The 15,571-nt window shown below is 59.4% G+C and carries 9 protein-coding genes; 1 reads left to right on the top strand and 8 read right to left on the bottom strand.

Translation table 11 applies throughout. The features are described from left to right. The first annotated feature begins 291 nt into the window (after positions 1-291). Positions 292-2,901, top strand: a complete 2,610-nt coding sequence (locus tag CUN63_RS27630) for an EAL domain-containing protein (protein WP_129444109.1) — start codon at positions 292-294, stop codon at positions 2,899-2,901. A 19-nt stretch (positions 2,902-2,920) separates the two neighbouring features. On the opposite strand, the gene CUN63_RS27625 is transcribed toward CUN63_RS27630, so the two are convergent. From CUN63_RS27625 to CUN63_RS27590, 8 genes are all read right to left on the bottom strand, one after another. Then, positions 2,921-3,814 (bottom strand): hypothetical protein, encoded by an 894-nt coding sequence (locus CUN63_RS27625; protein ID WP_129444107.1) that lies wholly within the window; start codon positions 3,812-3,814, stop codon positions 2,921-2,923. Then, positions 3,781-4,770: a twin-arginine translocation pathway signal gene (locus CUN63_RS27620; protein WP_129444105.1), complete on the bottom strand. Its 990-nt coding sequence runs from the start codon at positions 4,768-4,770 to the stop codon at positions 3,781-3,783. Before CUN63_RS27620 ends, CUN63_RS27625 begins: the two co-directional genes overlap by 34 nt. Beyond that, positions 4,767-5,420 (bottom strand): alginate O-acetyltransferase AlgF, encoded by a 654-nt coding sequence (locus tag CUN63_RS27615; RefSeq protein WP_129444103.1) that lies wholly within the window; start codon positions 5,418-5,420, stop codon positions 4,767-4,769. The genes CUN63_RS27620 and CUN63_RS27615 overlap by 4 nt, the downstream gene beginning before the upstream one ends. An 8-nt stretch (positions 5,421-5,428) precedes the next feature. After that, the gene (locus CUN63_RS27610) at positions 5,429-7,972 is read right to left on the bottom strand and encodes a bacteriophage N4 adsorption protein A (protein ID WP_129444101.1); all 2,544 of its coding nucleotides are present in this window, start codon (positions 7,970-7,972) and stop codon (positions 5,429-5,431) included. Beyond that, complete coding sequence (locus CUN63_RS27605; RefSeq protein ID WP_129444099.1) at positions 7,969-10,083, bottom strand: glycosyl transferase family protein; 2,115 nt, start codon at positions 10,081-10,083, stop codon at positions 7,969-7,971. Before CUN63_RS27605 ends, CUN63_RS27610 begins: the two co-directional genes overlap by 4 nt. Before the next feature lie 12 nt (positions 10,084-10,095). Further along, on the bottom strand, positions 10,096-12,309 hold the full coding sequence (locus CUN63_RS27600) for a cellulose biosynthesis cyclic di-GMP-binding regulatory protein BcsB (protein ID WP_129444097.1): 2,214 nt from the start codon (positions 12,307-12,309) through the stop codon (positions 10,096-10,098). Positions 12,310-12,350: 41 nt separating this feature from the next. Continuing rightward, positions 12,351-13,523 carry a non-hydrolyzing UDP-N-acetylglucosamine 2-epimerase gene (gene wecB, locus CUN63_RS27595; protein WP_371928196.1) on the bottom strand — a complete coding sequence of 391 codons (1,173 nt, stop codon included), beginning with the start codon at positions 13,521-13,523 and terminating at the stop codon, positions 12,351-12,353. Between the two features lie 809 nt (positions 13,524-14,332). Continuing rightward, on the bottom strand, positions 14,333-15,469 hold the full coding sequence (locus CUN63_RS27590; RefSeq protein WP_129444095.1) for a sensor histidine kinase: 1,137 nt from the start codon (positions 15,467-15,469) through the stop codon (positions 14,333-14,335). Positions 15,470-15,571: the final 102 nt, after the last annotated feature.

The raw sequence follows: 15,571 nt of genomic DNA, 5'->3' as shown, positions 1-15,571 counted from the left end.
CGGCGTCGCGCTCGAAAGCCCAGCTGCCGCAAAAAGAAAAATTGAACTGAACCTTCAGAATTGGCTTGTCTCGCAAGACTCGACCGTTGAGCGGTTGAAGGCGATAGCGGGTCAAGGCATCGACATTCGCGCCGATAAGTTCAACAAGTACATTACGGACTGATCCTGCCAACAGTCCGGGGCTGAATGCGAGGAATCACTTCGACTCAGGGAGCATTTTCAACGCATGTGTTTTAACGCCTGCGTCGTCTCCTGTGCTAGCCCGTAGCCGTTGTACCGCCTGGAAGCCCTATGAAAAACAAGCCTCTCGACCCTCTGCCGCAGATGCAAACCTCCAATCTTTCCCTGACCCGCATGTCTTTGACGGGCTTCTCTTGTCTGTTGTTGTCGATCTTCCTGTTGGCCAGCACCTTGATTGTTTACATCGCCTTCGAGCAAAACCAGGACGCCGAGCGCCGCAGTCGCTTTTATACGGAAAAGGCCGTGCAGGCCCTGGAGAAGTCGGTTCTTTTGACGATCAAGGATTACGCATTCTGGGGCGATGCCTATGAGCACCTGCACAGGAAGGTGGATACCGACTGGGCATTTGTCCGCCAGAATGCCGGTTCGTCGCTGTTTGAGGATTTCGGGTTTGAGGGCGTGTTTGTGATCGATCCGACCGATCGTACGGTGTACTCGGTCATCAATGGGCAGCTGGAATCGGTCACCGCTGAAGACTGGTTGAAACAACCCATCACCGCGCTCATCGAACGTGCACGCATCGATGTCGAAAGCGAAACACCCATCAAGGCGTTTCTCGATGTCGACGGCACCCCGGTGTTGGTCGCTGCCGCGCCCCTGACGCCTGGCACCAACCCCCAGGTCGAAACGGATGACAGGCCAGCCTCAATACTGTTGTTCGTCTCCAGGCTCGATGCTGCCCGATTGAGTAGCATGGCCAGTGATTTCGGGATTGCTCAATTGCGCGTGGCCTCAGGTGATAGCGCAGCGCTCGGCACATCGTTTTTGCGTCTGGGGGAAACCGGTACGGCGGGCACCCTGCAGTGGACACCGGCGCAGCCGGGGTATCGGTTGATGACCGTGGTGTTGCCTCTGGTCGGTATAGCGGGGCTGATTATCGGACTGATGACCTGGCTTTTTCAGCGGCGTACCACGGCGGCTGCGCAAGTGATGGATGCCAGTTACACCTCCTTGCAGGTCAGTCGCACGGCATTGGCGGCCAGTGAGGCGCGGTTTCGTGATGTCGCCGAAGCGTCCTCCGACTGGATTTGGGAAATCGATACCGGGTTGCGCTTCACCTACCTGTCAGAGCGCTTCGAAACCGTGACGGGACTGCGCAGGGCCGAGTGTCTTGGTCGTCCTATCGATGACTTGCTGGTGTCTGATCAGGGCCCGCTTTCCCAGTGGTTGAAAAACCACTCGCGACGGGCCAACGCCATCTTGCAATGCAGCTATCTGTCAGGGGACGGGCAAGCCAGGATTTTCCGTCTTTCCGTGCGGGAGATGGAGGGGCTGGGCTATCGCGGCACGGCCAGCGATATCACCGAAGAAGTGGCGGCCCGCCGACGGATCGAATACCTGTCGCAACACGATGCGCTGACGGGCCTGGCGAATCGCGCCCGTATGCAGGAATTCCTCGATGGCAAACTCAAGGCTGCGCCGACCCTGAGTGATCCGTTGGTCATGCTCAGCGTCGACCTCGATCGCTTCAAACCGGTGAATGATTTGCTCGGGCATGCCGCAGGCGATCAAGTGCTCAACGAGGTCTCCAAAAGGTTGGGGCAGTGCTTGCGCTCCGATGACCTGGTCGCGCGAATCGGTGGCGATGAGTTTGTGCTGGTGGTGGCGAATATGGTTTCTCAGGATGAGGTCGAGCACCTGTGCCAGCGCCTGATCGACTGCATCGAACAGCCGTTGCAGATTAATGAGCATGAGGTGTTTATCAGTGCCAGCATCGGCATTGCCATGGCACCGGCCGACGCCACCCTGGCCGATGAGTTACTGCGCTATGCCGACATCGCGTTGTATGAAGCCAAGGATGCAGGACGCAATACCTGGCGTTTTTACGCGGGCGACATGAACGCTCGAATCCTCGATCGTCGTCAGTTGGAAAGCGATCTGCGTCACGCGATCAAACATGATGAGTTGCGTCTGCACTTTCAGCCGCGCTATCAGATTGCAGGCAGGGTCATGGCCGGTGCCGAAGCGCTGGTACGTTGGGAGCACCCGGTGAGAGGGCTGTTGGCGCCCGACGTTTTCATTCCCATAGCGGAAGAAACCGGGTTGATTCTGCCGCTGAGCAACTGGGTGCTGCACACCGCTTGCAGGACCGCGTCGACCTGGCCTGAAGAACTCTTTGTATCGGTGAACCTGTCGCCGACAGAGTTTCAGCGCGGGCAACTGGTGTCCAGGGTTCAGGCGGTGTTAACGCAGACCGGTTTGAATCCGGCCCGGCTGGAATTGGAATTGACCGAGAATGTCATGCTGGACGACGCCAAGGGCGCGCTGCAGATCATGCACGACTTGAAGGCCTTGGGTGTCCGCCTGGCAATGGACGATTTCGGCACTGGGTACTCGTCATTGAGCTACCTGCGTTCATTTCCTTTCGATGGGTTGAAGATCGATCGCAGCTTTATTTCCGGGCTGGCCGCCAGCGGTGATGATCAGTCGATCATCGAGGCCATCGTCGGGCTGGGCAGGGCCCTGTCGCTGACAGTCACGGCAGAGGGGGTGGAAACGATCGAGCAACTTCAGGCGTTGCAGGATGCGCGGTGCGATGAGGTTCAAGGGTATTTCTTGAGCCGGCCCATGGATGCGCAGGCGATTGGACACTTGATTGGCGTCCACGCGAAGCATTCAGGGCTGCGAGCGCTGGCCGAAAGCGCTCACGCTGAAAGTTAACACGTCAGCTGCGCACGCTTTACTGCACCAATTGCTCGACCAACTCTGGCGTCACGTAGTGCGGCCCGTCGAACAGGTAGAGCGGATATCCGTCATAGGCCGCCAGTTGCGGTTTGAGCTCGGCAGCGGTCGCGGAGCGGAAGCCGCCACCAAAGTTGGGGCGGAAGGCTTCGACGATGATCCGCACACGGTCATTGCCCAGACGCTGGCGCAGGGCGTCGGCGTAGGTTCGCGCGACCGGTGCAGTGCGGGCGTAGACGCCAACACCGTCCTGGAAGAACACGCCGATGTCATCCGGCAGCCATTGCTTGAGCCATTCGGCGGTGGCGACGGGGCCGATATTGGCACCGTCATAAACGCTGATCCACAACGGTCGCGGCAGCTTGACCAGCAGGGCGGGCAGGTCTTTGGCGCGGGTCCAGCTGGGGTCGACTTCAGCCGGGAAATACCAGCCGGTCACGTGTAACGGCGTAGGCAATTTGGCGATCCGCTCCGAGACCGTGGCCAGTTCTTCGATGTTGTCCCGAGAGCGGTTCTCGCTGAAATAACCCGCCAGCCCCAGGATCACGTCCTGCGCCCAGGGTGCCTTGGCGATGCGCGCCCAATCGGGCAACACCGGTACGGTGGGCAGGCCGGTACCGGGAACGAAGGCCTGATCGTCCACGACTGTCCATTGCACCAGCAGCTCACGCGCGCCCAGTTTTTCCCAGTGTCCGCTGATACCGACGGTCTTGTTATCCGGCTGCCAGACGATGCCGACAATCCCCGGGTCCAGGGCCTTGGTCTTCGTCACGTAGAGCATGCCGGTACCTGCGCCGACGGTGACGGCAAGCAACAGAGCAGCAACGGTCGCGCGACTGGCGGTGTAGCCGAAGATTTTCACGGCAGTGCCTTTTTGATGCGTTGATGCCATTGGCTCAGCGAGGTGACGCCTTTGGCGTTCCAGTTGGCTGCCGCATCAGGGCCAAGGTGGAACTGGCCCTCGTTGAATTGCCAGACGATCACTTGCGGCTTGTGTTCGGCAAAATCCGCCGACTCCAGGTATTGCAGCAGCGTAGCCCACGGACCGACGTCGCCGGGGTTCCAGGTCAGTGCGACGGGACGGTCCAGGGTATTTGAAAGCTTCTGCGTAAAACCCAGGTAAGGCTGGACAAAGCTGTTGCCTATCACTTGGACCGGTGCCGGCGCATCGTCGATCAGCAAGTCGTTTTCGGCCTGATGGCGAACGGTGTAGATGTCGCGACCAATCGCCTTGCGCTTGATCGCTGGCAGAAAATTACTGGCCAGGTCGCCGAACGCGCGTCTGTCGAACCATTGGCCCAGCACCGCGCCACCACCGGGGTCACCTCGCAGACGGTAGCGCTCGGTAATCAGTTGCGCCGTGGAGTCGGCGGTGTTTTCGGCGCTCCAGGCTGTCCAGTGGTAGTCGGCGCGGTAAAACGCGGTCTGTTTGCCTTGCTCGGTCCGATGCAGGATTGGCTTGATGTTCAGCGTGGTCAGACCTGCTTGGGCCAAGTCGTTTTGCAGGTGGTCATAACGCTGCATCACGGCGACGTTCAAGGGTTGATCGGCGGGCAGCCGCTGGGCATAAAACGGCGCTTTCATCGGCACCACCAGCACTACCAGCCCGATATGTTCGCGTTCAAGTTGCTGCTGGAGTTCTTTGACCAGTGCAATGCTGCGGGCAGTGCCGGTGTTGTCGACTTTGCTCAGGCTTTCCCAGGCCGGGAATAACCAGCCGCCGTTGCCGGTGATCACCGCCGACGCCGCTTGAACGCCGGTGCCTGACAGGCTCGACAGCAGGCCAGCGATCATGGCGGACATCGACAACCGACGGGTAAAACGATCGGGTTTGGATTGAAGGTTCATGGGGCGGTCTGGTCGACAAGGCCAATCAGGCGAGGGGCCTGGCGGGAGCCGATCAGGAACAGGCTATAACGATCGCCGGCCTTGAAGGGCGCCAGCTTCAACGGCGGGCTGGCGTTGTCATTGCAGCTGGCAACCAACGTCGCCTGCACCGGGTTGATCGTGCGCTGGGCTTGTCCGTTGAACGGCAGCTGGGTGAATACCGGGGCGCCATTGGCCAGTTTGACTTCAGCCTTTTCGCAACCGCTGCTCAGGTTATAAACGCTGAGCTCGGCGCGCAGGTCTTTACCGCGCAGCGGCGGGTCGATGACCAGGCGTGGCGCCCGTGCCGGATCGCTGTCGAGAATCAGCGTGACCCACGCACTTTTCGGTGCGCTCAGGCCTGTTATCTCGCGACCATTGATGGTCAGCTTGAGCGGCTGCCGCGAGTCCACGACCTGGAAGGGACTGGCCACCGTGCTCTGGGCGGAAAGGGCAAAGGTCGCGCCTTGCTCAATACGAACCTGCATGGCGGTATCGCCGGGATTGACCACCCGCACATACGCCGAGCCTTCGGGCAATTTGGGCGCGTACAGCTGGGCGATTTCCGAGGCAGCTTGTGCGCCTGTCGAGAGCAGGCCAAGACCTAGCCACAAACACATTCGAACGTTCATGCAAGTCCTCAATAGGAATAGGTCAGGCGAGCGAACACGCCTTGAGCGCGGTCATCGCCCAGCACCTTCACGCGGTACTGCAGAGAAAAGTCCACATACGAGCGGGGGGCGTTGTACGCATCTTCACGGAACCAGTACCGGACGTTGTTACCGATACCAACGCCGCCGGCCTTGCCAGATGATGAGTCCGTGCTGCCGTCGGTGTCCGTCTTGCTGTTCATCTTGGAGTCGTAGTCGAACGCGGCCACGACATGGGGGAAACTCACCCAGCGCGAGCCTGTGCCGCCGATGGCGTAGCTGCGACCCACCTGCCATTCGCTGTTGAAGTAGTCGCGCGAGTCGTTGACGTAATGACCGGCTTCAGCGAACAACTGCGAGGTCCACCAGCTGGAGGCATCCACTCGCAGATCGGTCCCGATGCTTGAGCCGTAGCCCAGACGCACCAGCCAGTCACCGTCGACGTCCGACGATCCCAAGGGGAATGTACGCTCGACGGCGGCCATCACGTTCAGCGATGTGAAGGGTTTGACCCGGACACCCACGGCGCCTTGCAGCGCATCGAAACCGGTATCCGAATCGCCGTTCTTGCTCCACAGCGTGTCGGTGATGCGTCCGTAGAGTTCGACAAAACGTGCGTTGCGATAGCCCAAAGGACGCCAGGAAAGCTCGGTGCTGTTCTGCAGGCTGTCATTGCTGTTGCTGCCGCTACTCGGCGCTGAGCTCAGGCCACTGCTTGAACTGTTGCCGCGATAACTGGTGGTGCTGGTCAATCCCCAGGTGCGCGACACATCGGCCACCGCGCGACGGGTGTCGAACAGTTGCTGTGGGGATATGTCGAGTTTATCGGCATTTTTTGCGTCGATGACGCGCTTGAAGTAGGTGACGGCTTGCTCGTCGTCATTGACCCGCATGGCGGTGTAGGCCGCATCCTGCGTTGCTGTCGGCGTGAGTCGGGTGTCGGCATCGGCCTTGCGGAACGAAGTGTGGGCACCGTCATCGTCGCCGGCCTGGACCGACAAATAAGCGATCTGCAGGTCGCTCATCGATTCCAGCTCGCCCGTGTCCCGCGCTTGTTGCAGCCGTTCGCGTGCGGTTCGACGCTGGCCGAGTGCGGCATACAGACTGGCTTCTTCGTAAGCGGGCAGGCTGCCGAGGGCCAGGGCTTGAGTAAAATCCTTGCGCGCCCCGGCATCGTCACCCGATTGCTGACGCAAACGACCGCGCTGGGCGAGCAGGCGGGCATCATCGCTATTGATCTTGAGACCGTCACTGGCCGCCGCGATGGATTCGGGCACGCGTTTCTGATCACTCAGGGCGCTGACCAGCAGTCGGTGGTACGCCGGATTCTGTGGCGCGCGGGCAATGGCTTCTTTCACCAGGGCAACCGCTGTCGCGGGGTCTTTGCGGGCCAACGCCGCGTAGGCCTGGGCGGCCATGTCGGTTCCGCCGTCGCGCTGATTACCGGGCCAGATATCACAGACCAGGCCGAAGGCGCTTTCCTGACAGTTCAAGGCCGGTGCCGGAAAGTGGGCGACAGCGTTCAAGCCGTTGTTTTTCTGCCGCAGCGCCATTCGGGCAGCGGTACGTCGGCGGGCCACTTCGCCGCCTTCATCGTCGGCCAATGGCTGCAGATGATCGAGCGCCTGCTGAGGCTCGCCATGGGCCAGTGCGGCGTCCGCGGCGAAGAAACGAATGTCACGAATTTCCGCTTCCAGCAGGCCATCGATGGCCAGGGCGTGATTCAGGTCAGCCTGGGCGGCCTGAGTTTTGCCCTGACGATCAAGGGCGTAGCTGCGCAGAATCCACGGAGCGATTTCCCCATCGTCTTGTGCCAAAGCGCCTGACGCGGCCTGTTCGGCCCCACGGTAATCCCTGGCAGCGAGCAGGGCACTGATCAGCAATTGCTGATTGGCGCCGATTTCCGGGGACAGGGCGACGGCTTTTTGGGCTTCGTCAATGGCGAGGGTCGCATTGCCTTGGTCCAGGGCGCGATAGCCCTGAACCGCCAGCGGCGCCGCCAGTTGACGACGAATCGCTTCGCGACGCATCAATAACGTATCGTCGTCCGGGAACACCGCGAGGGCCTGGGTGGTGGCTTGATCCGCTTCCTGTAGATGTTGTTGGCGTTGCAACGACTCGATCAGCAGCAGTCGATAATCCATGCGTTTGGGCGCTTGGGCGATGGCTTTGCGTGCCGCTTGGGCAGCCACGCCGAAGTCATCGCGATCATAGGCCTTGAACGCCTGGGCCGCGGCGCCGAAGCCTGGGGCCTGACGTGATTGCGGGTAGCGCTTGGGATGGTCTCGCTGTTCCTTGTCGCGTTGTGCCAGTGCAATCAAGGTGTTCAAGCGAGTGATATCAGCCCGCTGACGCAACGCTTCGCGGGCCTTGGCGATGGCCAGGTCGTAATCTTTACGCTCGTACGCGCTGTACGCCTCGTTGGCAGTTTCAAAGGCCGGGCCGGTCAACGGCAGGGGCAGCGTCTCGGCATGAACAAGCCCAGGTAACAGGCTTAGCCCCGTGGCCATCAGGGTCAGGAAGGGGCGGTTCATGCCGGAAGCTCCGCAGGGTAGTGGCTGTGCTGACGCGCCACGGCCTTTTCGATGGTGGAGCGGGGCAGCACGCCGCTGTCGACCAGATAGTCGCCGATGCGTCCGTGACGCTGCGGGCGGTACTGCAACATGGTGCGATTGAATACGTCGCGATCCAGCAGGCCCATTTCGATCAACAAGTCACCCAGCAGTGGCGCGCGGGCATCTGGCACGGATTGGCCTTCACGCACATTCAGTTGACGCAATTGCGCGACGATTTCGCTTTCACGGGCAATCAGCTGCACCGGTTCGCTGCCCAGTTCATCGCTGACCTGTTGCAGACCTTCGGCCGGAAGAGGGCTGGCGACGGCGACTTGCGCGCGGCCGTCGGCATTCAAGCCAAGCGGCACCACGCGCCAGCGCAGGGCGAACTCATCGTCCAGCGTCAGGATCGAGTCCCGTGCCTTGGCGGCCACATCGAATACCCGTGGCAGATCGTTCTGGAAGGCGATGGCTTCAGCCAGCGTCTCGTCGTCCAGCCAGCCGTTGCTGAGCAAAATCCGCCCCAAGGGCATGTGCCGGTTTTTCTGTTCGGCGAGGGCGCTTTGCAGGTCAGCATCGTTGATCGCCTGCCAGGACAGCAACACGCTGCCCAGCTTGCGCGGTGCGGCAGCCACCAGGTCGGTGGACGGGAAGTCGTGCATGGTCTTGTCCCACACCAGTTTGCGGTTCAGCGCCTTGCCGACCAGGAACATGCGCCAGGCGCGTGATGCGGCCATGAAGTTGACGAAGTTGCCCACCACCATGCGCGGGATGGACAGCAAACCATGCTGCCAGCCGTACAGTACGGTGGTGAAATAGCAGCGGTGCGCGATCCGCCAGGCCAGCGCGATACCGTTGGCCAGTAGCAGGTAACGGATAAAGCCATTGGTTTCAAAGGGTGTCGGGAAACTCACGTCCCACAGGCCACTCTGGCGCAGGATGATCAGGCCCAGCAGCTGCACCAGAATCACGTAGGCGATGATGCTGACGAACGCCGTCACCACGCCCTTGCGATCACGAAACAGCAGATAACGGTTGGCCAGCGAGCCGTTCCAGCCCATTTGCTCCCACCCTTGCAGGCCAATGCCCAGCGTCCAGCGGGCTTTCTGGCGGAACGCGGTACGGAAGGTATCGGGAAAGAATTCCCGCACGCACAACGGCATCTTCAGGGTCGATTCGTAAGGTTTGCGAAACCATGATTTACGCAACACGCGAAACTGCACCGGGAAGCGCACGAAGATTGCGTTCATGCCGACCTTGGCCAGGCGTGCGCCGACGTCGTAGTCCTCGGTGAGGCTGTCAGTGTTAAACGGCTGGTTCTGGGTTTCCCCGGCCAGTACGCGCAAGGCACGATGGGAGAAACAGGTGCCGACCCCGGCAGACGGCACCGTGTCGGTCATGCTTTCACGTACCACCAAATCCTTGCCATGCCATTCGGCGAATTCGTCCATGTAGGTGCCGGCCACCCATTCGTACCAGTTGCGCTCCAGTGAAACCACGGGTAACTGGATCATGTCCTTGCGCGGCAGCAAGTAGTTGAACAGGCGTAACTCCATCGGGTGCAGTACGTCTTCGCTGTCGTGCAGCACCACGCCGGCGAAGGTCATGCCGTGGGTTTTCTCGTGCAGAAAGATCGCCTGGATCACCCAGTTCAGGCAGTCGGCCTTGCAGGTCGGCCCGGCATGCGGGACTTCCACGCGATGCAGCTGCTTGTAGCGCCGACGCATGCGTTCCACTTCATCGATGGTGCGTTGGTCATTGATATAGGTGCCGACGAAGACCACATAGTTCTGGTAATCCAGAGTCGACACCATGTTCTCGATCATCGGTGCGATGACGTCATATTCCAGCCAGGCTGGGACCATGATCGCCAACGGCTGTTCATCCCGGGCCATTAACTGCTCGGCGGTCAGTGGCCGGTATTTGCGATCCACGGTGAACTTGCGAAACAGGCGGCGAGACCAGTACCACAGGTCAATGAACAGATCGTCCAGGCTGGAGATCAGGATCAGCACCGCGACCACGATGGTCGAGATCTCCAGGAAGCTGTAGTAGTGGGCCAGCCAGTAGGGCCAATAAAGCGACGTCATCGAAAGTTTCCGTTACTGGCGATTGCGACGGGCGCTACGGCCAGCCAGCAACAGGATGAGGACCAACAGGATGCCACCCGGAATCAGCCACAACAGCGACGGCTTGCGCCAGGCGTCGAGGCCCTTGGGTTCTTCGTTGTCGATCAATTGGCTGCCACTTGGGTCCTGGGTGTCGAAGGTGGTCAGTGCACCGTTGTCACCGAGGATGGCCACGTCGCCGCGGGTCAGCAGAATCTGTTTGGCGAAGCGTGGCGCGTCATTGCCCAGGGCGCGATAGACCAGACCATGCTGGCCGCCGGCATCCACCACTTGCAACGAGGCCAGGTGGTTGAGGGGATGCACGTCCAATAACACCTGTTCCTTGTGATTGATGCGCAGGCGACCCTGCTCATCGACCTGCACCGATTCCTTGCTGTCCTTGACCGGCAGCTCGAAGGCGAGAAAGGCTTTGTCCGGCGTGACCGAAACCTTTGGGTCGGCGCTGACGTTCAGTTGCGCCCGCAGCGGCGAAACACCGGCGGCGTCAGCCACCGAAATCACCTGCGGCAAGCTGCTCGCCGGATGATCGAGGTAGGCCTGTGGTACGAGAATTTGCGTGTCCATGGCAAAGCGCGCGGCCATGCCGGAGAAGTCATCAGCCAGCGCGGTTTTTTCCAGCACGATGTGGCTGGTCGGCAGCACCGAGACCGGGAAGGCCTGTGGCGTTTCCAGGCAACGATCGCTGACCGGCTGACGCTGGAACGACACGCGCAGCACGTTCTTCGAACCCAGGGCGTAACGCGGGATACGTGCTTCGATGCGTTGCTGTTCACCGTTGGCCACGAGCTGTTGCGCGCCAATCAGGTAATCGTTGAGAAACAGCGAGGCCACCGGCGCGGTGTCAGAGGCACCGGGGGCGGCAGACACATCGACCACCGCCTTCACCGGCAGGCGACCGTCGTAGGCCACGCTACCCAGAGGGAACGAGGTGCTCCAATCGGATTTGGCCAGCACTTCAATGGCGTCGGGGTTTCCGCCCAGGCGCGACAAGGCCACACGACCGTCGGCGCTCAATGGCATTTGTGCTTCGCTGACCGTCAATTGGCGGCTGCGTGCCAGTGCGTTCCAGGCAGTGCTGAACAGCGCCAGCGCCTTGCCGGTTGCTTGCGGCGCGATCATCAGCACCGGGCGGGTGCCCAGCAATGCCAGGCGCACGTTGTCAGTGCCGGTGGCGGCCAGACCTGCATTGATATGCCGCTCACGCCATTGCGCGAAGGCGTTGGCGGCTGTGGCATCGAGGCCTTGAATCTGGCTCTGCAGCGCGTCCAGCGATTCATTGACGGCTTTGAGCAGTTGCGGGTCGTTGATTGCCAGATCCGCCTGGACGTTCGGCGTCTGCCCCAACATCAACAGCGCACCGATTTGCGCTGGGTTCGCCAGAACGTGCGAGCCTTTGCCGTTAAGGCTGGCGAACGCTGGAATAGTCTGCAGTTCGGCCGGGATGCGCAGGCCGGTCAGGTCGACAGTGTCTTGTACGGCGGGGAAGGGCAGAACGCGGCTGTGCTTGCCAATCCGCTCCAGTGCCACACCGAGACGCCAGGCCGCATCGTAGCTGTCGGCGGACAAGGTGCCCGGCGCGACCATGATCCCCGGTTTGCCAGGCAATGCCGTCCAGGCAGCACCGACGTCCTGTAACTGGCTGGCGTCATAGCTGTAATTGAGGCGAGTGTCCGGTTCGATACGCAATACATTGCCGATCGCGCGTTCGTCTTCGCACAACACACGGGACACGACTGACGACCAGGCAATGCCCAGACGCAGCGAGCCGTTGTCACGCGCTTTCTTGTCCACGCCCAGTGTGGCGCTTGCGTTGCCCTGTGGTTCGATGAGCCCTTCGGCGCGCACGGGATAGCCGTCCAGCGACAGCAGCAATGTGTTGCGACCGCCTTCACCATTCAGGTAGCTGGCGTCGAAATTCAGTGTGGCATCCGTCAACGGCACACCCGCCGGCACTGGCAAATACAATTCGCGGCGGGCATCGGTGGAGCCGAGGATGATCGGTGCATCGATCCCCAGATCGCTCAAGCGGATCTCACGCTCTTGTCGGGTGTCGGCGTTGAGCCGGTTGATCGCCTGGGTGAGCGGGCTGTCCGCGGCCAAGGCAAAGGTCGGCATGAGCGCGAGCAGGCTCACACCACAGGCAAGGGCGCTGAGCGCACCCGTATGGATGGCAACGAAAGACTTCATTCAGGTAGATCTCGAGCTGATAAGGGGAGGAGCGGTTTGATTTATTGAGAGGTAAAAGCCGGGTAGTTTTTCTCGGGCACAGGCACCGCTGACGGGTAGTGCAGAAACTTGGGCAAGGGTTGCCCGGCCACGACGAAATCATCGACCGGGCGGCCCATCAGGGCATCGACGATGCGCGCACTGGCCTTGCCATCGCCGTAAGGGTTGGCCGCCTGGGAGCATCGGCGCCACAGCAGGTCGTCATCGAACAATGCGTTGACGCCAGCGATGATCGAGTCCGGCGAGGTGCCGACCAGGCGCACAGTGCCCGCCGCGACAGCTTCCGGGCGTTCGGTCACATCACGCATGACCAGCACCGGCTTGCCCAGGGACGGTGCTTCTTCCTGCACGCCACCGGAGTCAGTGAGGATCACATGCGCCCGTTGCATCAGGCGCACAAAGGCCAGGTAGTCCAGCGGATTGATCAGGTGCACGTTGGGCAGATCGCCCAACTGCTCGGTGACCGGGCCCAGGACGTTGGGGTTCAAATGCACCGGATAGACGATCTGGATATCAGCGCGTCGGGCCAGGTGGCTCAAGGCCTCGCAGATATCGAGGAATCCTTCGCCGAAGTTTTCCCGGCGATGCCCGGTGACCAGCAGCACCTTGCGGCCGGTTTGCAGGAACGAGAACTGCCGGTCCAGGCTTGCACGCAGGTCTGCGTCCTGCTCGATACGTCGCGCTGTCATCTGCAACGCGTCGATCACCGTATTGCCGGTCACGAAGGTGCGACCCTGCAGGCGTTCGTCGAGCAGGTTCTGGCGCGACTCGTGGGTCGGCGCAAACAGCATGTCCGCACCGAGGTCGATGCAGCGGCGGTTCATTTCTTCCGGCCAGGGGCTGTAGATATCACCGGTTCGCAGCCCGGCTTCGACATGACCGACCGGAATGCGTCGATGGAACGCAGCCATTGAGGCAACCATGGCCGAAGTGGTGTCGCCATGTACCAGCACCCGGTCCGGGCGGGTCATTTCCAGCACGGGGTCAATCGCCCCGTAAAGCGCCGCGGTCAACGAGTTGAGCGTCTGGTGCGGCGTCATCACATCAAGGGTGTAATCGGCCTTGAGGTCAAACAGATCCAGCACCTGTTTCAACATGCTTTGATGTTGGCCGGTGATGCATATCTGCGAATGAATGCCAGGTTCCGCAGCGAGGGCTTTGACCAAAGGCGCCATCTTGATGGCTTCCGGACGGGTACCGAAGATCGAAAGAATTTTAATCTTTGAATGATGGCGAACGATGATGTCTTCCTTGCGCAGTTTTAGTGCGCAGCACAATAGCTGGCCCAAGTTTTATTGAAACTTGAGCAAGCTAGCGTTGTTTGAATTTAGTAAAGGCCGGGTAATCAGTGTGAGATCTGATGTTCACTTCATGTGAGGTATGTGTCGCCTGGGGAAACCCGGAACTGGCCGGATTATTAGCATCGAAGGCGAATATTTTAAAGTGTTATATCTGTTTTTTAATTAAATAATCAAGCTTGGAACTTTTATATTTGTGGTCGGTCTTTTCTGGTTTCTTGTAATTTGTGAGCGGTTTTTTTAGATTATTATTTAATATCCAACTTGTTGTTTTTTCTTGTTATTTTATAATTTTAGTCCGTTCGTCAGTGCGATTGAATTACTCATTGGTGGTAATGGTCGCGGTCTACGTAGTAGATCGACACGCCCTCGGGGTAATAGTTGTGGCGGTCACTAAAATGACGCCTGAATATTGTCGTCTTGAAGTAAGACTTGTGTGGGGCAGTAGCTTTTTTACGCATGCGACACTGCGCATTAGTAGCGTTAGGGATATTCAATTTGGAAAAAACTTCGCCGACATATTGGATCCGTGATGCACCGCAGCTTTTGGCCGACAAATGCCGGTGCGTAGATTGTGCTCTCCGTATTTATTGTCGTCCTCACCAAATAGCGTAGACCGATACTGACACATACAGCAGAGCAATCGAAGTATCCCAATTGCTACCGAGTTGGTGTGGTTGCCCTGCTTACGTTGTTAATCCCCCTATAGGCATTTTTACGAGAAAAGTGGTTCCGCGCTCTCTGTCGGAAGTCACATCTATAGTCCCCAAGTGCGCAGCCACGATCTCGGAAGCGATGTACAGACCTAGGCCAAGGCCAGTGCTAGGACCTAGATCAAGAGACGCGTGCTGAGAGAAACGTCCCATGGGGTTAAAGATGAAGGGCAGAATGTCCTCCGGGATAGGCTCGCCGAGATTATGGACGACGAACACGACGCTGCTGTCAGATACCGCCAGTGAAACCTTAATCGGGAAACGCAGATCACCATGCTGCACGGCATTGCTGAGCAGATTGGAAAACACCTGTTCCATGCGGGCGCCATCGAATTCACCGCGAGCCGACGCCCCCACTTTGAAGACAATATCCGCGCTTGAATGAAAAGTGCGGATCTCTTCAACTATTCGTATGCATAGTGGCGTTAGGTCGATGTCTTCCTTTTTGATGGGAATCCCAGGGCCCATTTGGCAGCGGGTTAGATCCAGCAAGTCGCCAACGATCCGGCTAGCTCGACTTACGCTGGTGTATATCCCCGATGCAATTTTAGTCTCCCGCGCCCCCAGCTCATCCGAGCGCCGCAAAACATCGGCACCCAGTAAAATAGCCCCCAGTGGCGTGCGCAAATCATGGCCAAGGATGCCTAAAAAAACGTTGCGTGAGGCCTCCACTACACGCGAGTAGCTAGCAATAGACTCAGCGAGCGCCTGGTCTATGGCTTCGTTGAAGCGAATCATATCGTCCACTTCCAAAACTGTCCCTGCCTTCATCTGCCCCAGCCATTGACTGAGTACGCTTGTCCTCAGCGCTCGATATTCAGATACCATTTGATCCAGCGTGAACCCCGCCATTAAACGCGTTACTGCATGGGTTTCCGCAGGGGTTTCCAGCTCCTCCATAGGAGCATTACCCTGGGCCTTGGCGATTTGCTCTTGCGCAGACTGGTAGGTGCACAGGTCTATCGCTATTGCACGCAGCATCTGTTCGGCGTGATCCCGTAGAGCCTTGGGGTTCAGTGCTTCGCCGGGGACCTCAATGGTTCTTGCGAAGTCTTCCCAAGCTTGGAGAATTGGCTCAAGGTTCTTGATGATGAAGTCAGATAGGCGCATGCCAGTGATCCTGATTATGGAGTCGTAATCGAGGTCGAAAACGGGAACGAAACAGCACAAGCTGAATTAGAGCATCGATTCGGCCGCCTGGCATGGTTTGTC

The organism is Pseudomonas sp. ACM7 (assembly GCF_004136015.1).
Lineage (GTDB): Bacteria > Pseudomonadota > Gammaproteobacteria > Pseudomonadales > Pseudomonadaceae > Aquipseudomonas > Aquipseudomonas frigoris.
Note: the sequence above shows the minus strand (reverse complement) of the source record. Positions and strands in the feature narration are given on the sequence as shown.